Origin of the sequence: Paractinoplanes deccanensis (genome assembly GCF_016862115.1) — a bacterium.
Classification (GTDB): domain Bacteria; phylum Actinomycetota; class Actinomycetes; order Mycobacteriales; family Micromonosporaceae; genus Actinoplanes; species Actinoplanes deccanensis.
On sequence record NZ_BOMI01000104.1, the window covers coordinates 96,878 to 116,528 of the forward strand.

The 19,651-nt window shown below is 70.6% G+C and carries 19 protein-coding genes; 15 read left to right on the top strand and 4 right to left on the bottom strand.

Annotated elements, in window-relative coordinates; translation table 11 throughout:
• The first annotated feature begins 275 nt into the window (after positions 1–275).
• From Ade02nite_RS26205 to Ade02nite_RS26215, 3 genes are read left to right on the top strand one after another with little or no spacing between them, the layout of a single operon-like run.
• Positions 276–926, top strand: a complete 651-nt coding sequence (locus Ade02nite_RS26205; protein WP_203769271.1) for a GOLPH3/VPS74 family protein — start codon at positions 276–278, stop codon at positions 924–926.
• A 50-nt stretch (positions 927–976) separates the two neighbouring features.
• Positions 977–2,494: an APC family permease gene (locus Ade02nite_RS26210; RefSeq protein ID WP_239169061.1), complete on the top strand. Its 1,518-nt coding sequence runs from the start codon at positions 977–979 to the stop codon at positions 2,492–2,494.
• The gene (locus tag Ade02nite_RS26215; protein ID WP_203769282.1) at positions 2,491–3,093 is read left to right on the top strand and encodes a GNAT family N-acetyltransferase; all 603 of its coding nucleotides are present in this window, start codon (positions 2,491–2,493) and stop codon (positions 3,091–3,093) included. Before Ade02nite_RS26210 ends, Ade02nite_RS26215 begins: the two co-directional genes overlap by 4 nt.
• Before the next feature lie 44 nt (positions 3,094–3,137).
• Here the strand turns inward: Ade02nite_RS26215 and Ade02nite_RS49570 are convergent, their stop codons facing one another.
• On the bottom strand, positions 3,138–4,913 hold the full coding sequence (locus Ade02nite_RS49570; protein WP_239169062.1) for a serine/threonine-protein kinase: 1,776 nt from the start codon (positions 4,911–4,913) through the stop codon (positions 3,138–3,140).
• Between the two features lie 191 nt (positions 4,914–5,104).
• Here Ade02nite_RS49570 and Ade02nite_RS26225 point away from each other — a divergent pair, with 191 nt between their 5' ends.
• Entirely contained in the window at positions 5,105–5,464 is a 360-nt protein-coding gene (locus Ade02nite_RS26225; protein ID WP_203769284.1) for a pyrophosphohydrolase domain-containing protein, read from the top strand.
• A gap of 136 nt (positions 5,465–5,600) precedes the next feature.
• Here Ade02nite_RS26225 and Ade02nite_RS26230 read toward each other — a convergent pair whose 3' ends face one another.
• On the bottom strand, positions 5,601–6,317 hold the full coding sequence (locus tag Ade02nite_RS26230) for a GntR family transcriptional regulator (RefSeq protein ID WP_239169063.1): 717 nt from the start codon (positions 6,315–6,317) through the stop codon (positions 5,601–5,603).
• Between the two features lie 307 nt (positions 6,318–6,624).
• Here Ade02nite_RS26230 and iolC point away from each other — a divergent pair, with 307 nt between their 5' ends.
• Genes iolC through Ade02nite_RS26285 form a run of 11 tightly spaced genes read left to right on the top strand, consistent with a single transcriptional unit; the run spans position 6,625 to position 18,353 of the window.
• Complete coding sequence (iolC, locus tag Ade02nite_RS26235) at positions 6,625–7,551, top strand: 5-dehydro-2-deoxygluconokinase (RefSeq protein WP_239169064.1); 927 nt, start codon at positions 6,625–6,627, stop codon at positions 7,549–7,551.
• Complete coding sequence (locus tag Ade02nite_RS26240; protein ID WP_203769290.1) at positions 7,544–8,401, top strand: Cgl0159 family (beta/alpha)8-fold protein; 858 nt, start codon at positions 7,544–7,546, stop codon at positions 8,399–8,401. The genes iolC and Ade02nite_RS26240 overlap by 8 nt, the downstream gene beginning before the upstream one ends.
• Positions 8,401–9,288 (top strand): 5-deoxy-glucuronate isomerase, encoded by an 888-nt coding sequence (iolB, locus tag Ade02nite_RS26245; protein ID WP_203769298.1) that lies wholly within the window; start codon positions 8,401–8,403, stop codon positions 9,286–9,288. The genes Ade02nite_RS26240 and iolB overlap by 1 nt, the downstream gene beginning before the upstream one ends.
• Positions 9,285–11,138 (top strand): 3D-(3,5/4)-trihydroxycyclohexane-1,2-dione acylhydrolase (decyclizing), encoded by a 1,854-nt coding sequence (gene iolD, locus Ade02nite_RS26250; RefSeq protein WP_203769300.1) that lies wholly within the window; start codon positions 9,285–9,287, stop codon positions 11,136–11,138. Before iolB ends, iolD begins: the two co-directional genes overlap by 4 nt.
• 8 nt (positions 11,139–11,146) lie before the next feature.
• Positions 11,147–12,643 (top strand): CoA-acylating methylmalonate-semialdehyde dehydrogenase, encoded by a 1,497-nt coding sequence (locus Ade02nite_RS26255; RefSeq protein ID WP_203769302.1) that lies wholly within the window; start codon positions 11,147–11,149, stop codon positions 12,641–12,643.
• Between the two features lie 15 nt (positions 12,644–12,658).
• Complete coding sequence (locus Ade02nite_RS26260; protein ID WP_203769304.1) at positions 12,659–13,591, top strand: TIM barrel protein; 933 nt, start codon at positions 12,659–12,661, stop codon at positions 13,589–13,591.
• The gene (locus tag Ade02nite_RS26265; protein ID WP_203769306.1) at positions 13,588–14,580 is read left to right on the top strand and encodes a sugar ABC transporter substrate-binding protein; all 993 of its coding nucleotides are present in this window, start codon (positions 13,588–13,590) and stop codon (positions 14,578–14,580) included. The genes Ade02nite_RS26260 and Ade02nite_RS26265 overlap by 4 nt, the downstream gene beginning before the upstream one ends.
• A gap of 13 nt (positions 14,581–14,593) precedes the next feature.
• Positions 14,594–15,649, top strand: a complete 1,056-nt coding sequence (locus Ade02nite_RS26270; RefSeq protein WP_203769308.1) for an ABC transporter permease — start codon at positions 14,594–14,596, stop codon at positions 15,647–15,649.
• 4 nt (positions 15,650–15,653) lie between these two features.
• On the top strand, positions 15,654–16,469 hold the full coding sequence (locus tag Ade02nite_RS26275; protein ID WP_203769310.1) for an ATP-binding cassette domain-containing protein: 816 nt from the start codon (positions 15,654–15,656) through the stop codon (positions 16,467–16,469).
• A 10-nt stretch (positions 16,470–16,479) separates the two neighbouring features.
• The gene (locus Ade02nite_RS26280; protein WP_203769312.1) at positions 16,480–17,496 is read left to right on the top strand and encodes a Gfo/Idh/MocA family oxidoreductase; all 1,017 of its coding nucleotides are present in this window, start codon (positions 16,480–16,482) and stop codon (positions 17,494–17,496) included.
• Complete coding sequence (locus Ade02nite_RS26285; RefSeq protein WP_203769314.1) at positions 17,493–18,353, top strand: sugar phosphate isomerase/epimerase family protein; 861 nt, start codon at positions 17,493–17,495, stop codon at positions 18,351–18,353. The genes Ade02nite_RS26280 and Ade02nite_RS26285 overlap by 4 nt, the downstream gene beginning before the upstream one ends.
• Here Ade02nite_RS26285 and Ade02nite_RS26290 read toward each other — a convergent pair.
• Both Ade02nite_RS26290 and Ade02nite_RS26295 read right to left on the bottom strand, forming a co-directional pair.
• Positions 18,322–18,900, bottom strand: a complete 579-nt coding sequence (locus Ade02nite_RS26290; protein WP_203769316.1) for a P-loop nucleotide/nucleoside kinase family protein — start codon at positions 18,898–18,900, stop codon at positions 18,322–18,324. The two genes, Ade02nite_RS26285 and Ade02nite_RS26290, sit on opposite strands and share 32 nt — an antisense overlap.
• 222 nt (positions 18,901–19,122) lie before the next feature.
• Entirely contained in the window at positions 19,123–19,605 is a 483-nt protein-coding gene (locus tag Ade02nite_RS26295; protein ID WP_203769318.1) for an SRPBCC family protein, read from the bottom strand.
• Positions 19,606–19,651: the final 46 nt, after the last annotated feature.

Sequence of the window (19,651 nt, forward strand, 5' to 3'; positions counted from 1 at the left end):
AATTCCCTTTACGGGCTGGCGTCGCCGGGTGCCGCATGCCTGGTGAGAGCCGACTTGCATCATGCATCCTCGATGAAAGCACATCGGACCGAAAATTCGTCTCATGAGGACATTGCGCCAGCGTGAGAGCGCTGGCATGCTACCCGATGTCGTGCTGGGGGGCGCTCACCGTAACGTTCGCGTCGAGCCACCGAAACTACTCTCGGTAGTCACCGCGCGAAGTTCACCGCAAGTCACCGCGCGACTAGGCGCGCGCGTGGAGAGGAGGCCCGGCAGTGGCGACTTCGCCGCAGCTACCCCTCGCCGATGATCTGTTTCTCACCGCTCACGACTCGGTCAAGGGCAAGTGCCTGCTCTCCCCGGCCACCCTCGGCCTCGGCATGGCCGCCGCCCTGATCGGGGAGCTGGTGCTCTGGCGCCGGCTCGACCTCGTCGACGGCAAGATCCAGATCATCGACGACCGCCCCACCGGAGACCCGGCGGCCACTGCCGTCCTCGACCAGTTGCTGCGGGAGGGCCACCACCGGGCCATCCGCGACTGGATCTCGTTCCTGTCCCACGGCGTCGCCGTCGACCTCGTCGAGCGCCGCCTGTCCCGGGCGGGCCTGGTGCAGCGCCAGGAGAAGCGCGGCCTGTTCGGCAGCAAGGTGTCGTTCGTGCCGACCGACTCGATGATCGCCGGCTGGCCCGCCACCCGCATCCGCACCTTCATCGGACGCGGCGAGATGCTCGACGTCCCCGACCTCGTCCTGGCCGGACTCATCCTCGCCACCGGCCTCGACCAGCACGTCTTCGTCACGCTCGACGCCCGCGGCCGCGAGCAGCTCTTCGACCAGTTCCGGCGCCGCCTCCCCGCGATGCTGCAGGAGCTGGTGAGCGAGACCGAGGCCGCGGTGGGCGATGCCGTGATGGCCCGCCGCGCCTGAACCCCGATCCTTCCACCCCCTCTTTCAAACACCCCCTCATGGAGACCAGCGTGTCCACCACCGCCACACAACCCCCTGATCAGAGCCAGCTGACCAACGCTCTGGCCCGTGACCGGCTCGGCGTCGCCGCGGTCGTCTTCTTCGTCATGTCCGCGGCCGCGCCGCTCACCGTCGTCGCCGGCGTCGTGCCGACCGGCCTCGCCGTCACCGGCCTGACCGGCATCTCGATCGCCTTCGTCGCCGTCGCCCTCGTGCTCGCGATCTTCGCGGTCGGCTACGTCGCCATGGCGCGCCACATCGCGAACGCCGGCGCCTTCTACGCGTACATCTCCCAGGGTCTGTCCCGGCCGCTCGGCGTCGGCGCCTCCTGGGTGGCCCTGCTCGCGTACAACATGTTCCAGGTCGCGTCGTACGGCGGCTTCGGCGCCATCGCGGCGCCGCTGTTCTCCGACTGGTTCGGTGTCGACATCAAGTGGTGGGTCCTCGCGCTGATCTGCTGGGCGCTCACCGCGGTCCTCGGCGTGCTCGACGTCGCGGTCAACGGCAAGGTGCTCGCCACGCTGCTGGTCGCCGAGATCGTCGTGGTGATCGCGTTCAGCTTCGCCGACATCTTCTCGCCCAACTTCTCCGCCTCCTCGGCCCCGCTCGACCCGGGCACGCTGGTCGGCGCCGGCTCGGGCGCGCTGCTGGTCATGGCGGTCACCGGCTTCGTCGGCTTCGAGCAGTCCGTGGTCTTCTCCGAGGAGTCGCGCGACCCGCGCCGCACGGTCGCCCGCGCCACCTACCTCTCGGTCGCCATCATCGCCGTCCTGTACGGCTTCGCGGCCTGGGCGATGATCTCGGCCGCCGGTGGCGACGTCGTCGGCCGCGCCGCCAACGAGGGTCCCGACCTGTTCTTCAACGTCGCCTCGGACCAGCTCGGCAGCGCCGCCCTGCACATCGGGCATGCGCTGTTCCTGACGTCGCTGATCGCCGCGATGATCTCGTTCCACAACATCATCTCGCGGTACATGTTCTCGCTCGGCCGTGAGGGCGTGCTGCCCCGCGCGTTCGGCAAGACCGTGCCGGGCACCGGTGCGCCCAAGAACGGCTCGCTCGCCCAGTCGGCGCTCGCCCTGGTGGTCATCGTGCTCTACGCGGTGAACGGCTGGGACCCGCTGGTCAACCTCTTCTTCTGGGGTGGCACGGGCGGCGGCCTCGGCGTGCTGCTGCTGGTCACGCTCACCTCGATCGCCGTGATCGGCTACTTCCTCAAGCACCCCGAGGGCGAGGACTTCTGGCACCGCATCGGCGCCCCGGTGCTCGGCACCATCCTGCTGATCATCATGTCGTACCTGGCGATCGACAACATCGCGACGCTGCTCGGCGTCGAGCCCGGCAGCACGCCGGCCCTCGTCATCCCGCTGTCGTTCGCCGTCCTGTTCGCCGCCGGCATCATCTGGGCGCTGATCCTGCGCTCCAGCCGTCCCCAGATCTACGCCGGCATCGGGCTCGGCGCCCGCAGCGCCACCGCACAGGGGAGCGGCGGCTTCTCCGCCGCCCTCGCCGGCAACGAGGAGAACAAGTGAGCTACGCCCCCATCCGCCCCGCCCGCAAGGACGAGATCCCGGCGATCGGCCTGCTGATCAGCCACTCGTTCTTCGACCTGGACGCCAACCGGTACCTGGTGCCGCCGCTGGACGACCGGCTGCGGGTGATGGCCGACTTCTTCACGCTGCTGACCGAGAACGCCTTCGAGTACGGCCGGGTCGACGTGATCGACCACCCGTCCGGCGAGGGGCTGGCGGCGGCCGCGGTGTGGTTCGACTACACCAAGGAGTCGCCCGGGCCGGAGAACTACGAGGAGCGGCTGAAGGCGCTGGCCGGCGACTACCACGACCGGTTCGTCGCGCTCGACCAGCTCTTCGAGAAGCACCACCCGCACGACCCGCACTGGCACCTCGCGTTCCTCGCCGTGCACCCCGACCACCAGCACCACGGCCTGGGCAGCGAGCTGATGCAGCAGGTGCACGACGAGCTGGAGCCGGCCGGGGTGTCGTTCTACCTCGAGGCGACCAACCAGAACAACGTGCGGTTGTACCGCCGGACCGGCTACGCCGACATGGAGCCCTTCGAGATGCTCCTGCCCGACGGCACGCCGTTCTTCCGGATGTGGCGCGCGGCCTGACGCCGTGCCGATGAGACGCGGGAGCCTTGCCGGGCTCCCGCGTCTCACCAGTCGAAGACCGGCCCGCGGGCCACACCGCCGGGCAGCAGCGGCCGCTGGGTGTACTGCCACGCCATGGCCACCAGCACGCGCCCCTCGCCGTGCGGCAGGCGCAGGTCGCCCGGCCCGCAGGTGTGGCGCAGCGCGAAGTCGGTGAACATCATTCCCTTGCAGACGTACGGCCCGGCGACGACATCGTCGGTGTCCGCGTCGCGCACCGTCATCGAGATGTCCGCCTGCACTCCGGGCATCGCCTCCATCTGACCGGCCACCCGCACCGAGCCGCCCAGCGAATGGCACGGCTTGACCAGCACGGGATGGCCGAGATCCCACGTGTACTCGTCGCCGCAGTGCCACGGCCCGAAATGCGCCTCCGCCCGGCCGGGCCCGGCCGAGGCCCCGATGCCGGACGGTCCCGCCGAGACCTGCACGCCCGGCGCCCGCACCCGGCCCTGCATCTCACCGGTCTTCGCGCCGCCCGTCGCGCCGGGACCGATCGCCGCTCCGCCCGCCAGTGCTCCGCCGGCCTCCGGCAAGCTCCCGGGGAGCGCCGGCCCGCCGGCCGCGGGCGCGCCCGAGGGCCCCGCCGTGCGCGCGCCGCTCGCCTGAGCCTGGGGCCGGCCCGAGGCCTGCGCGGACGGCATCACCGGCGGGGCGGCGACGGCCTGCTCCGAGCCGGGCGAGTCGAGCAGCTGCCAGGCGTTGAAGCCGCCCAGCCCCGACACGGCGGCGGCGAGCCCGATCAGGGCGACCATCATGCCGGGCCGCCGCCACTTCCAGGTGCGCGGACCGTTGCGCGGCCTCCGGCGCGGGGAAGCGGGACGCGCCGACGGGTGCGACACGGCGCGCAGCCCGAGGTGCGCGGTGGCGTCGCCGCCGTAGTCCTGCGTCTGCCCGGCCAGCGCGGGCACACCGGCCGTGTCCCGGGCCAGCTCCCGCAGGGCGGTGCCCAGCTCGGCGGCGGTCGGGCGGCTGCCGGGATCCTTCGCCATGCACCAGGAGATCAGCTCCCACACCGGCGGCACGACACCCGGCGGGCACACCGGCCGCTCGTCGAGATGACCCCGGAGCACGGCGAGGGGCTCACCCGCGTACGGCGTGCCGCCGGTGACCAGCTCGTAGAGGACGACGCCCACCGCGTACACGTCGGAGGCCGGCTCGGCCTCGCCCTGGATCGCCTCCGGCGCCATGTAGTGCGGCGTGCCGACGATGGCCTGCGGCGTGGTGAGCCCGGCGGTGTCCAGCACCCGGGCGATGCCGAAGTCGGTCAGGCGCACGTCGAAACGGCCGTCGTTCTCCTGGAGCAGGATGTTGTCCGGCTTGACGTCGCGGTGCACCACGCCGAGCTCGTGCGCCTGGGTGAGCGCGGCCGCCACCTGGGCGAGCAGGTCGGCCGCGTCCGCCGGCGCCAGCGTGCCCATGGCCCGCACGTACTGCCGCAGGCTCCCGCCGGAGACGTAGTCCATGACCAGCGCGAGCGAGCCGCCGACGCTGAAGAGGTCGCGGACCCCCACGATGTTCTCGTGGCGCATCATCATCAGGATCGTGCGTTCCTGCACGAACCGGATGACCAGCTTGGGCTGCCGCAGAAGCCCCTCGTGCAACAGCTTGACCGCGACGTCGGCGCCCGTGGCCCGATCGATCCCGCGCCACACGGTGCCGGTGGCGCCGTGCCCCACGGGACAGACCAAGACGTAGGAGTTGCCGACACAGCGCCCGCTGAGATCCGCGGTGGCGGCTTCGCCCGGCATACCGCCGGTCAGGGAAAGGGATGACTGCACGTGTCGTCGGATCCTTCCTGGCGCGCGTCCATCGTGGCCGAACCGCGACGATCGTCCTGATCGATGCCGGTACGGGCAACCGCCGGGCGCCCTTTCTCTCACGCACGGCCACACCAGGCCCGTGCCCGTCACCCCATCCCGCACGAGTCGTTCCTCCCTTACTGGGCCGTCGGCGGCGAAGCGGGGGAGACGTGGACGAGACCATCTGGCCGGCGGTGCACGAGGCGCGGCGCTGGCTCGATCTGAGCAACGGGACGATGCCGCTCGAGCTGACCTGCCGCATCCTCAAGGTCACCGAGGAGGCCGGCGAGGCCGCGGCGGCCTGGATCGGCCTGCTCGGCCAGAACCCGCGCAAGGGCGTCACCCACACCCGCGACCAGGTGGCCGCCGAGCTGGCCGACGTGGCGTTCACCGCGCTCGTCGCCCTCGCCAGCCTCGACCTCGACCCGCGGCAGGCGCTGACCGAGTGCGCCGCCAAGGTGCGAGCCCGCCTGCCGAGCGACGGGCCGCCCACGCCCGCCCGGCTCCCGTGGCCTCCGCACGCACCCTGACGGCCGGCCCCGAAACGCAGCTCACGGCCGGCCGCAGAAAGGCGAGCCACGCGTGGCGCAGCAGCCGGCGGCGCACCCCTCCTCGAGCCGAGGGGACTAGATGGCGAGAGGGCTGCCGCGCAAGGGCGGGTGGCGGTCAGCCGGCGGAGAGGTTGAGCTCGAAGCTGTAGCGGCTGGCCCGGTAGACGTGGCTGCCGTATTCGAGGGCGCGCCCGCCCGCGTCCCAGGCCGTGCGGGTCATGGTGAGCAGGGAGGCGCCTCGTTTCTCGGTGAGGATGCGGGCCTCGGCGGCGGTGGCGGAGCGGGCGCCGATCACCTGGGTGGCGATGCGCGGGGTGAGGCCGGCGCGGCGCAGCAGCTCGTAGAGGCCGTGCGAGGCGAGGTCCTCGGGGGTGAGGCGCAGGACGTCGACGGGGATGGCGTTGTGCATCAGGGCCAAGGGCTCGCCGCCGGCGTAGCGCAGGCGCTCGATCCACGTGACCTCGGTGCCGGGGGCGACCTCGAGGGCGGCGGCGATCGGGTCGGGGGCCGGCATGGTGCGCAGCTCCAGCACCTCCGTGCGGGGGGAGCGGTCGCCGGCGACCAGGTCGTCGTACAGGCTGGAGAGCTCGACCGGGCGGCGGACCTTGGGGTGCACCACCTGGGTGCCGACGCCGCGCTTGCGCACGAGCATGCCGCGCTCGACCAGATATTGGATGGCGCGGCGGGTGGTGGGGCGGGAGACGCCGAGGCGCTCGGCGAGATCCACCTCGTTCTCGATGCGGGCGCCGACGCCGATCTCGCCCTTCTCGATCAGCTCCTGCAAACGGGTCGCTACCTGGAAATACAGCGGCACGGGGCTGGTCCGGTCCACTTCGACCGGTCGTAGCTGGCCTCGTGGCGGCGACAGATCCGATGACACTGCTTCCCCCTTGGACGACGACTCGCGTGGCGCTCGGCTTATCAGTTTGTCATGACAAAGTATTGACGTAGACCGCTCCAAGCTATTACATCGAAGGCAGCAAACCTAGCGTCGCCGGTCGGTAACCGACGGCAATCATTCTGATCAACGCGCCGGATCCAAGCACGGCACACGGCACGCCCCACCGTGCCCGAAATCTGATCATTCGCCGGAGACCGCAATCGGAGGCGTGCGCATGCCCGCGGACGAGGTATTGACGATGGGACGTATCGGCGTCGACCTGTACCCGGAACAGGTCGGTGTCTCCCTGCGTGAAGTGCGCACCTTCGCCAAGTTCCTCGGCGGCAGCGCGTCCAACGTGGCCGTCGCGGCGGCCCGCTACGGACGCCGTTCCGCGGTCATCACGCGCACCGGCGACGACCCGTTCGGTGAGTTCTTGCACGATGCGCTACGCGGCTTCGGGGTGGACGACCGCTTCGTCACGCCGGTCGCCTCCCTGCCGACGCCGGTGACGTTCTGCGAGATCTATCCGCCGGACGACTTCCCGCTCTACTTCTACCGCTTCCCCAAGGCGCCCGACCTCGAGATCCACCCGTCCGAGCTGGATCTCGAGGCGATCCGGGACGCCGAGATCTTCTGGGTGACCGGCACGGGCCTGAGCCAGGAGCCGTCCCGCACGGCGACGCTGACCGCCCTCAGATATCGCGCCAAGCGCGGCATCACCGTCTTCGACCTCGACTATCGCCCGATGTTCTGGTCCTCCCGGCAGGAGGCCCGCCGGTGGTACGAGGAAGCACTGCCCCACGCCACCGTCGCCGTCGGCAACCTCGACGAGGCCGAGACGGCAGTCGGTCTCCGGAAACCCGCGGAGGCGGCCGCCGCGCTGCACGACGCCGGCGTCGAACTGGCCGTGATCAAGCAGGGCCCCGCCGGGGTGCTGGCGTCGCGCGTGGACGAGCAGGTCGAGGTGCCGCCCGTCCCGGTCGAGGTGGTCAACGGCCTCGGTGCCGGCGACGCCTTCGGCGGGGCGCTCTGCCACGGCCTGCTCGCCGGATGGGAGCTCGAGGCGACGATGCGCTTCGCCAATGCCGCCGGAGCCATCGTCGCCTCGCGACTGTCCTGCGCCGACGCCATGCCCACCGAGCGCGAGGTGCACGCCCTCATCGAAGGAGCACGGCATGCCTGACCTGGACGGCCTCCTCGACATCCGGACCCGTCGCCCCGCGGCCATCGCCGCCGCGGCCTCCTCGCGGCGCCGGCCGTCCAGCCTGTTCGGCCCGCACGGCAAGCTGATGATCATCGCGGCCGACCATCCGGCGCGCGGGGCGCTGCGGGCCGGCGACGACCCGCTCGCGATGGCCAACCGGGCCGACCTGCTCGACCGGCTGCGCACCGCGCTGACCCGGCCGGGCGTCAACGGCGTGCTCGGCACCCCCGACATCCTCGAAGATCTGCTGCTGCTCGGCGCGCTCGACGACAAGGTGGTCATCGGGTCGATGAACCGCGGCGGCCTCGCCGGCACCAGCTTCGAGATCGACGACCGGTTCACCGCGTACGACGCGGGCAGCATCGCGGCCGCCGGCTTCGAGGGCGGCAAGATGCTGCTGCGCATCGACCCGGCCGACCCGGGCACCGTCACCACGCTGGAGGCCTGCGGCAACGCGGTCGGCGCGCTCGCCGCCCGGCGCAAGATGGCCATGGTCGAGCCGTTCATCTCGCACCGGGTCGACGGCCGGGTCCGCAACGAGCTCACCGCCGAGGCGATGATCCGCGCGATGACGGTCGCCGCCGGGCTGGGCACGACCTCGGCGTACACGTGGCTCAAGGTCCCGGTCGTCGACGACATGGAACGGGTGATGGCGGCGACCACCCTGCCCGCGCTGATCCTCGGCGGAGAGGGGGAGGCCGCGTACGCCGCGTGGCGCAAGGCGCTCGGCCTGCCGACCGTGCAGGGCCTGGTCATCGGCCGGTCGCTGCTCTATCCGTCGAGCGGCGGCGTGGCCGACGCGGTCGACCGGGCGGTGGGGTTGTTGTGATGGCGCGAGTCAATCCCGTGATGCGGCGGGGCAGCACCGCCGACAAGCCGTTCGACCTGGTCGTGACGCCGGAGAACGCGGGCTGGCGCTACAGCGGGCTGCGCGTGCTCGACCTGGCCGTCGGCTCGCGGGCCAAGTTCGCCACCGGCACCGACGAGATGCTTGTCCTGCCGCTGTCCGGCGGCTGCGACGTGACCTGCGACGACGAGCGGATGACGCTGACCGGGCGGCGCTCGGTCTTCTCGCGGGTCACCGACTTCGCGTACGTGCCGAGGGACTCGACGGTCACCGTGCGCGCGCCGAACGGCGGCCGGTTCGCGCTGCCCGCGGCCCGCGCGACCAAGCGCCTGCCGTTCCGCTACGGCGCCGCCCAGGACGTGCCGGTGGAGCTGCGCGGCGCCGGGCAGGCCAGCCGTCAGGTCAACAACTTCTGCACGCCCGGCGTCTTCGAGACCGACCGGCTCATCGCCTGCGAGGTGCTCACCCCGGGCGGCAACTGGTCGTCCTATCCGCCGCACAAGCACGACGAGGCCGGCGACGGCGAGAGCAGCCTCGAGGAGATCTACTACTTCGAGGTCGCGGCGTCGCCGGCGGGCACGTCGGGGTGCGGCTATCAGCGGGTGTACGGGCATCCGGACCGCCCGATCGACGTCTGCGCCGAGGTGCGCACGGGCGACGTCGTGCTGATCCCGTACGGCTGGCACGGCCCCTCGATGGCCGCGCCCGGCTACGACCTCTACTACCTCAACGTGATGGCCGGCCCCGGCGAGCGCGAATGGCTCGTGCGCGACGACCCGGCGCACGGCTGGGTGCGCGGCTCGTGGAACGGCGTCCCCGTCGACCCGCGGCTCCCCCTCACCACCCACACCGAAAGGACGCGGCTGTGAGACTCACCGTAGGGCAGGCCGTGGTGCGGTTCCTCGCCAACCAGTGGACCGAGCGCGACGGCACCGAGCAGCGCACGATCGCCGGCTGCCTCGGCATCTTCGGGCACGGCAACGTCGCCGGTCTCGGCCAGGCGCTGTTGCAGGCGCAGCGCACCGGAGAGGCCGATCTTCCGTACCGGCTGGCCCGCAACGAGCAGGCCATGGTGCACACCGCCGCCGGCTACGCCCGGATGAGGAACCGGCTGTCCACGCTTGCCTGCACCGCGTCGATCGGCCCCGGCTCGACGAACATGCTGACCGGTGCCGCGCTCGCCACGGTCAACCGGCTGCCCGTCCTGCTGCTGCCCTCCGACGTCTTCGCGACCCGGGCCGCCTCCCCGGTGCTGCAGGAGCTGGAGGACCCGCGGAGCTACGACGTGTCGGTGAACGACGCGTTCCGCCCGCTCTCCCGCTTCTTCGACCGGGTCTGGCGTCCCGAGCAGCTGCCGTCCGCGCTGCTCGCCGCCATGCGGGTGCTGACCGACCCGGCCGAGACCGGCGCGGTCACCCTCTGCCTGCCCCAGGACGTGCAGGCCGAGGCGTACGACTTCCCGGACGCGCTGTTCGCCAAGCGGGTCTGGCACGTGCCCCGCCCGCTCGCCGAGCCGGCGATCGTGGAGCGCGCGGCCGAGGTGATCCGGGAGGCGAAGCGCCCGCTGATCATCGCCGGCGGCGGCGTCATCTACGCCGAGGCGTCCCCGGAGCTCGCCCAGTTCGCCCGTGAGACCGGCATCCCGGTCGCCGACACCCAGGCCGGCAAGGGCGCGCTGAGCTGGGACCACCCCAACGCGGTCGGCGGCGTCGGCGCGACCGGCACCCCGGTGGCCAACCGGCTGGCCCGCGAGGCGGACGTGGTCATCGGCGTGGGCACGAGGTACAGCGACTTCACCACCGCGTCGCGCACCGCGTTCCAGAACCCGGCGGTCAAGTTCGTCAACATCAACGTGGCCTCGTTCGACGCGCACAAGGAGTCGGCCTATCCGATCGTCGCGGACGCGCAGGCCGGGCTCTCCGAGTTGCTCGCGGCGCTGGACGGTCGGCGGTTCCCGGTCGACTACCGCGCCGACGTGGCCCGGTGGCAGGAGGCGGTCGACAGGGCGTACCACCTGGGTCATGGCCCTCTGCCCGCGCAGAGCGAGGTGATCGGGGCCGTCAACGACGCGTGCGGAGCGCGGGACGTGGTGGTGCAGGCGGCCGGCAGCATGCCCGGCGATCTCCAGCTGCTGTGGCGGGCGCGCGACCCGAAGCAGTACCACGTCGAGTACGGCTACTCCTGCATGGGCTTCGAGATCGCCGGAGCGCTCGGCATCAAGATGGCCGACCCGTCGCGCGAGGTCTACGCGCTGGTCGGCGACGGCTCGTACCTGATGATGGCGCAGGAGCTCGTCACCGCGGTCGCCGAGGGCATCAAGCTCGTCGTCGTCCTGGTGCAAAATCACGGGTTCGCCTCGATCGGCGCGCTCTCCGAGTCGCTGGGGTCCCAGCGGTTCGGGACGAGCTACCGGTTCCGCGGCGAGTCCCAGGACTACGACGGCGGCCACCTGCCCGTCGACCTGGCGGCGAACGCGGAGAGCCTGGGCGCCGACGTCCTCCGCTGCCGCACGATCGCCGACCTGCGCGACGGGCTCAAGCGGGCCCGCGAGGCCGACCGGCTCACGGTCGTGCACATCGAGACCGATCCGCTGTCGCCGGTGCCGTCCTCCGAGTCGTGGTGGGACGTGCCCGTGCCGGAGGTGTCGGCTCTGGACAGCACCCGGGCGGCGCGGGCCACCTACGACGCCGCGAAGCGCGACCAGCGGCAATACCTCTAGGAGAAGGCATGTCAACCATCGAGCACTGGATCGACGGCGAGCTCACCGCCGGGTCCGGCGACCGTCGCGGCCACGTCTACAACCCGGCCACCGGGCAGCAGCAGCACGAGGTGGTGCTCGGGTCCGCCGAGGACGTCGACGCCGCGGTCACGTCGGCCCGCATCGCGTTCCAGACGTGGAGCCAGGCGTCGCTCAGCAAGCGCACCAAGATCATGTTCAACTTCCGCGAGCTGGTCAACGCGAACGTCAAGCAGCTCGCCGAGATCATCTCGGACGAGCACGGCAAGGTGCTCTCCGACGCGGCCGGCGAGGTGCAGCGCGGCCTCGAGGTGATCGAGTTCGCCTGCGGCATCCCCGAGCTGCTCAAGGGCTCGTACTCGGACCAGGCGTCCACCGGCGTCGACGTGTTCAGCTTCCGCGAGCCGCTCGGCGTCTGCGTGGGCATCACCCCGTTCAACTTCCCGGCCATGGTGCCGATGTGGATGTACCCGGTGGCGATCGCCTGCGGCAACACGTTCGTGCTCAAGCCGAGCGAGCGCGACCCGTCGGCGTCCACCTTCGTCGCCGGGCTGCTCAAGCAGGCCGGGCTGCCGGACGGCGTCTTCAACGTCGTGCACGGCGACAAGGTCGCGGTGGACGCGCTGCTGCACCACGCGGACGTGGCGGCGGTCTCGTTCGTCGGCTCCACGCCGATCGCCCGCTACATCCACGAGCAGGCCAACGCGCACGGCAAGCGGGTGCAGGCGCTCGGTGGCGCGAAGAACCACGCGATCGTGCTGCCCGACGCCGACCTCGACTTCGCGGCCGGGCACCTGACCGCGGCGGCGTTCGGCTCGGCGGGGGAGCGGTGCATGGCGATCTCGGCGGCGGTGGCCGTGGGCGCGGCCGGCGACGCGCTGGTCGACCTGGTGTCGCGCAAGGCCGGCGACGTGGTGGTCGGCTCGGGCCGCGACCCGGCCAGCGAGATGGGCCCGGTCGTCACGGCGGCCGCGAAGCAGCGCATCGAGGGGCTGATCGACAGCGGCGAGCGGCAGGGCGCCAAGGTGACGGTGGACGGGCGCGGGTTGCGGGTGCCCGGCTACGAGGACGGCTTCTTCGTCGGGCCGACGGTGCTCGACCAGGTCGGCACCGAGATGGACGTGTACCGCGAGGAGATCTTCGGTCCGGTGCTGTCGGTGGTGCGCGCCGACACCGCCGACGCGGCGATCGACCTGATCAACAGCAACCCGTACGGCAACGGCACGGCGATCTTCACGAACAGCGGCGAGGCAGCGCGCCGGTTCCAGCGCGGCGTCCACGTCGGCATGATCGGCATCAACGTCCCGATCCCGGTACCGATGGCCTACTACTCCTTCGGCGGCTGGAAGAACTCACTCTTCGGCGACAAGCACATCCACGGGCCCGAGGGCGTCTCCTTCTACACGCGCGGCAAGGTCGTCACCTCCCGCTGGCCGCACGTCTCGGGTCCTTCCGACGCGTCCCTGCACTTCCCGACCGCCAGCTGATTCGGAGCCTCGCACATGCAGATCCGTCACTTGCAACTCGGTAGCTGCCCCGACTCCTGGGGTGTGTGGTTCGCCGACGACCCCAAGCAGACACCCTGGAACAGGTTCCTGGACGAGATGGCCGCGGCCGGCTATCGCTGGCTGGAGCTCGGGCCGTACGGCTATCTGCCGACCGATCCCGCCCGGTTGCGCGACGAGGTCGCCGCCCGCGGCCTCTCCATCGCCGGCGGCACCGTGGCCGGCGCGGGCGGGCCGCACAAGAACTTCGACTCCGTGCTCGCCGAGACCAGGAAGGTCGCCGAGCTGACCGCCGCGGTCGGTGCGCGAAATGTCGTCTTCGTGCCCGTGCCCGGCTATCGCGACGATGCCACCGGCGCCTATCTGGAGGCGTCCGAGCTCGATCCGGATTCCTGGCGGGCGTTGATCCGGAACACCAACACGCTCGGGCGGATCCTGCTGGAGGAGTACGGCGTCCACATGCGCTTCCACCCGCACGCGGACTACCAGGTGGAGACCCAGCAGCAGACCGAGCGCTTCCTGGAGGAGACCGATCCGCGCTTCGTCTCGCTCTGCCTGGACACCGGGCACCTCGCGTACCGGCGGGCCGACGTGCCCGGCCTGATCCGCAAATACCCCGAGCGCGTCGGCTACGTCCACATCAAGCAGATGGATCCCGCCGTCGCCCGGCGCGCCGTCGCGGAGGACCTCGCCTTCGGCCAGGCCGTGGCGATGGGCGCGAGCGTCGAACCCCCGGCGGGTGAGCCGGACGTCCCCTCCGTGCTCGACGCGCTCAGCGAGCTCGACGCCGAGATCTTCGTCGTCGTCGAGCAGGACATGTACCCGGTCGACTTCGACGTGCCGCTGCCGATCGCGCAGCGCACGCGCGCCTACCTGAACAGCCGCGGACTCACCTCCACCGATCCCCGTCCCTCAGGAGAGAAGATATGACCGCTCGGACCCGCACCTTCCGGATCGCCGCGCTCGGCGCGGCAGTGGTCCTCGCCGCCACCGCGTGCAGTGGCGGCGGCCGCGAGAAGACCGACGAGACCGACAGCGCCGGCGGCAACGCGCCCGGCAGCTCCGGCTACACGATCGCCTTCATCACGCACGAGACGCCCGGCGACACGTTCTGGGACAAGGTCAAGAACGGCGCCAACCAGGCCGCGAAGGACACCGGCGTCACGCTGAAGTACTCGAACGACCCGGAGGCGCCCAAGCAGGCCGTGCTGATCCAGAACGCCGTCGACTCGAAGGTCAACGCCATCGCCACCACGCTGGTCACCCCGGACGCGCTGGCCGGCGCGGTCAAGGCGGCGAGCGACGCGAAGATCCCGGTGGTCGGCTTCAACTCCGGCATCGACGACTACCAGCGGCTCGGCGCGCTGATGTACTTCGGCTCGGACGAGACCCTCGCGGGCACCGAGGCCGGCAAGAAGCTCGCCGAGCAGGGCGTCAAGCACCCCCTCTGCGTGATCCAGCAGACCGGCTCGGTGGCCCTGGAGGCGCGTTGCGCCGGCGTGAAGAGCTCCGTGCCCGGCACCGAGAACATCCAGGTCAACGGCGCCGACGACGCGGCCGTCACCTCGACGTTGCAGGCCAAGCTCGCGCAGGACAAGTCGATCGACGCGATCGTCACGCTCGGCGCCCCGCAGGCGCTCGACGCGATCAAGGCCAAGGAGCAGTCCGGCAGCGAGGCCAAGCTGGTCACCTTCGACCTCAACGAGCAGGCGGCCACCGAGATCAAGAACGGCAACATCGTCTTCTCGATCGACCAGCAGCCGTACGTGCAGGGCTACATGGCGGTCACGTCGCTCTACCTGAACCTCAAGAACGGCAACGACATCGGCGGCGGCAAGGCCGTGCTGACCGGTCCGTCCTTCGTGGACTCCACGAACATCGACAAGATCCTTCCCTTCACCAAGAACAACACGCGGTAGAGGAGGTGCCCTCATGACTCAGACAGTCGCTCCGGCACCCTCTTCCCATTCGGCCGAGCCGGTCCGGCCCGCCCTGGCCAGCCGGCTCATGGCGCGGCCCGAGATCGGCGCCCTGGTCGCGGCGATCATCATCTTCGTCTTCTTCCTCGTGCTGGCGCCCTCGTTCCGCTCGGCCGAGTCGTTCTTCACCGTGCTCTACCAGTCGTCGGTGATCGGCATCGTCGCCGTCGGCGTCGGCCTGCTGATGATCGGCGGCGAGTTCGACCTGTCGGCCGGCGTCATCGTCTACACCGCGGGCCTCACCAGCTCGATGTTCTGCTGGTACTACGGGGTGAACCTGTGGGTCGGCGCGCTGCTGTCGCTGGCGTTCTGCCTGCTGATCGGCTTCCTCAACGGCTATCTGGTGATGCGCACCGGCATCCCGAGCTTCCTCATCACGCTCGGCACGTTCTTCGTGCTCCAGGGCGCCAACCTCGGCGTGACCAAGCTGGTCACCGGCACGGTGTCGACGCCGGACATCAGCAACATCGACGGCTTCGACTCGCTCGGCACGATCTTCGCGTCCAGCTTCAAGGTCGGGTCGGTGACGATCTGGACCTCGGTCCTCTGGTGGATCTTCTTCGTCGCGCTCGCGGCGTGGACCCTCCAGCGCACCCGGGTGGGCAACTGGATCTTCGCGGTCGGCGGCAACCCGGACAGCGCCCGTGCGGTCGGCGTGCCTGTCGTCCGTACCAAGATCGGCCTTTTCATGGTGGTCTCGTTCCTCGGCTGGTTCGTCGGCATGCACCAGCTCTTCCGCTTCAACACGCTCCAGGCGGGCGGCGGCGTCGGCAACGAGTTCCTCTACATCATCGCGGCGGTCGTCGGCGGCACGCTGCTGACCGGCGGCTTCGGCAACGCGATCGGCGTCGCCATCGGCGCGTTCATCTTCGGCATGACCAGCCTCGGCATCATCTACGCCGGCTGGGACCCCAACTGGTTCAAGGCGTTCCTCGGCGTGATGCTGCTGCTCGCCGTGCTGGTGAACCTCTACGTCAAACGCATGTCCACCCGGCGGAAGGTGGGGTGACCCCATGACCGACACCCTGGCGGAGCACGCCGACAAGGGCCTGCACCGCGGCGAGCCACTGGTCGAGATGGAGGGCGTCGGCAAGTCGTACGGCGCGATCCGGGCCCTGCGCGGCATCAACCTGCGCGTCAACGCGGGCGAGGTGACCTGCGTGCTCGGCGACAACGGCGCCGGCAAGTCGACCCTGATCAAGATCATCTCTGGCCTGCACCCGCACAACGAGGGCAGCCTGCGCGTCGACGGCAAGGAGGTCAACTTCAGCTCGCCGCGCGAGGCGCTCGCCCACGGCATCGCGACGGTCTACCAGGACCTCGCCGTGGTCGGCCTCATGGAGGTCTGGCGCAACTTCTTCCTCGGCTCCGAGCTGACCGCCGGCAAGTACCCGCTGGCCGGCCTCAAGGTCAAACAGATGCGGGAGATCGCCGACGCCGAGCTGCGCAAGATGGGCATCGTCGTCAAGGACATCAACCAGCCCATCGGTACGCTCTCCGGCGGTCAGCGGCAGTGCGTGGCCATCGCCCGCGCCGTCTACTTCGGCGCCCGCGTGCTGATCCTCGACGAGCCGACGGCGGCCCTCGGCGTGAAGCAGTCCGGCGTGGTGCTCAAGTACGTCGCCGCGGCGCGCGACGCCGGCCTGGGCGTCGTGTTCATCACGCACAACCCGCACCACGCCTACATGGTCGGCGACCACTTCGTGATCCTGAAGCTCGGCGCGACCGCGCTCGACAAGACCCGCAAGGAGGTCGGCCTCGACGAGCTGACCCAGCAGATGGCCGGCGGCGACGAGCTCGCCGAGCTGTCCCACGAGCTGAAGCGCTAGGGGAGGCCGCATGCTGAAGGTCGGAGTCATCGGCACCGGGATGATCGGGCAGGACCACATCCGCCGGATGACCACCGTGCTGGCCGGTGTCCGCGTGACCGCGGTCTCGGACGTCGACACCGCGGTGGCCGCCTCGGTCGGCGCGCGCACAGGCGCGCGGGTTCACTCTCTCGGTGTCGACTTGATCAACGATCCGGAGGTCGACGCCGTGGTCGTCTGCTCCTGGGGGCCGACCCACGAGCAGTACGTGCTGGCCGCGATCGACGCCGGGAAGCCGGTGTTCTGCGAGAAGCCGCTCGCGACCACCCAGGAGGCGTGCCTGCGGATCATCGATGCCGAAGTCGTCGTCGGCCGGCGACTGGTGCAAGTCGGATATATGCGTCGTTATGACGGCGAATACCGAGCGTTGAAGGCCGCGCTGGGCCGGGGCGTGATCGGGTCGCCGCTGATGATGCACTGCACCCACCGCAACGCGAGCGTGCCGGCGTTCTACGAGAAGGAGATGGCGATCACCGACACGGCGGTGCACGAGATCGACATGGTGCGCTGGCTGTTCGACGACGAGGTGGCGGCGGTCCGCGTGCTGGTGCCCCGGCGGAGCCGCAACGGCGGCGAGCTCCAGGACCCGCTGATGCTGCTGCTCGAGATGAGCAGCGGGGTGCTGGTCGACGTGGAGATCTCGGTGAACATCCGCTACGGGTACGACATCCGCGGCGAGGTGGTGGGCGAGAACGGCACGGCGGCGCTGGGCAACGCGAGCCCGGTGACGGTGCGCCACGCGGGGACGGACTCCCGCCCGGTACCGGCGGACTGGCGGGAGAGGTTCCTGCGCGCGTACGACGTCGAGTTCCAGGAGTGGATCGACTCGCTGTCGGCGGGCGGGCAGCCGGTGGGGCCGAGCGCCTGGGACGGCTACGCGGCGGCGGTGGTGTCGGACGCGGGCGTGGCGGCGCTGCGCACGGGAGATCGGGTGCCGGTGGTGCTGGCGGACCGGCCGAAGCTGTACGCGGCGGAGGTGGCGGCGTGAGGATCGCTCTGGACCCGTACATGTTGCGGAAGGTGCCCTTGCTGGAGCTGCCACGGGTGGTGGCGGACCTCGGCTACCGCGACATCGAGTTGTCGCCGAGGGACGACTTCCTGCCGTTCTTCGTGCACCCGCGCGTGGACAGGGCGGGCGTGGCGGCGTTCCGCAAAGCGCTGACGGCGGCGGACGTCACGGTCGCGTCGGTGCTGCCGCTCTACCGCTGGTCGGGCCCGTCCGAGGACGAGCGCCAGGCGGCCGTACGGTATTGGAAGCGCGCCATCGAGATCACCGTGGACCTCGGCGTGACCGTGATGAACTCCGAGTTCAACGGCCGTCCCTCGATGCCGGACGTGTGCGAGGCCCAGTTCTGGCGCTCGATGGAGGACCTGCTGCCGATCTTCGAACGCGAGGGCGTGCGCCTGGTCCTGGAACCCCACCCCGACGACTTCATCGAGGACGGCATCGCGGCGGTCAACATGATCCGCGGCATCAACTCGGACCTGGTGTCGTTCCTCTACTGCGCGCCCCACACGTTCCACCAGGGCGGCGACCTGGAAGCGATCATCCGGTACGCGGGCCCGCTCCTCACCCAGGTGCACATAGCGGACTCGTTCGACTTCCGCGGCTCCTCGGGCCTGCGCTACATCGTCAACCCGCCCGGCTCGACGGCCCGCGTCCACCAGCACCTGGACATCGGCCAGGGCGAGGTCGACTGGGACGTCTTCTTCCGCACCCTGACCGAGATCGGCTTCGACGGCACAGCCACGGTCTGCGTCTTCGCGTGGGAGGAGAGGGCGGAGGACAGTGCCCGCTACAACCTGAGCCAGATCACCCAATACCTGCAGAAACAGCAGTCGTAAGCGAGGCGAGGTCAACCGGAGCGTCGGTGCGAACCCGCAGGATGGTCCCCACCCCCAGCGGTTCCGCCCCGGCGCTCCACTCGGCCCAGTTCTCGGCCAGCCGCCGGCCATCCTCGTAGTAGCCCGGCCGGCGGCGGCGCTCGACCCGCTGCCGAGCCACCTCCGCCGAAACCTCACACCAGACCTCGACAACGCCGATCGCCCCACTGCGGCCGAGCCCGGACCGCACGAAGCCGAGATCGCGCGGCTTGAACCACCACGACTCCAGGACCACTGTGCCTTGCTCGGCCGCCGCCAACTCCCACATCAGCTCGGACGCCGCCGCCCCGAGCTCGGCGATCTCCGCGGGCGCGCTGTCCGCGGATCTTTCCGTCGCGTTGTCCGTGGCTTTTTCCGTTGCGCTGGCCGCCGTTCTTTCCGCCGCCAGCCGGTCCTTGATCGCGTCCTTCGAGATCAGCGGGACCCCGAGCGCTGCCGAGAGTCCGCGCGCGAGCGTCGTCTTACCCGACCCCGGAAGCCCGTTGATCAGAACGACCCATTCCGCCACCCCCGAGATCGTGCCACGCGGACGCCACGCGGGGCCGCCTGAAGCCTTTCACCCGGCGTGTGTCGCCCCGTCCTCCCCTCTGGCGCGTGTCGCCCCTGCCTTCGGGCGCGCGTGTCGCCCCTGCCTTCTGGCGCGCGTGTCGCCCCTGTCTTCGGGCGCGCGTGTCGCCCCTGCCTTCGGGCGCGCGTGTCGCCCCATCGTCCTTTCCGGGGCCGGTCGCCCTTATGCGTCGGCGCCGGTCAGCGCCGCGTAGCGCTCGAGGTAGAGCGCCCACCCCTGGTCGTTGGCAACCCCGTCGCGCACGGATTCCCAGCCGGGCCCATGCCGGTCGATGTTGCGATGTTCAAGCTCCACCCGCGTCCGATCCGGCCCTTCCGCGACGAACCGCACCTCGACCTCACTGGCGTTCGCCGGATCCTTCTCCAGGTTCCACGTAGGACCGATGTCCCAGCTGAACACCACCCGATCCGGCGGCTCGAAGACCAGCACCCGTGCCCACCGGCACTCACTCCCGTCCTCGGCACGGTCGTAGATGTGGCCACCCACCCGCCCTTCGAACACCGTCTCCACAATCGGCGAGCTCATCAGATTGTGCTCACGCGGCTTGATATCCGCGAACCGCTGAGTGAACACCGCAAACGCCTTCTCGATCGGCGCCTGCACCACAACTTGCCGCACCACCATCGGAGCCCCTGTCCCCACCATCAGTCCTCCTCACCGGCCGTCCGCTCGACGGCCACCTCATCGCCAG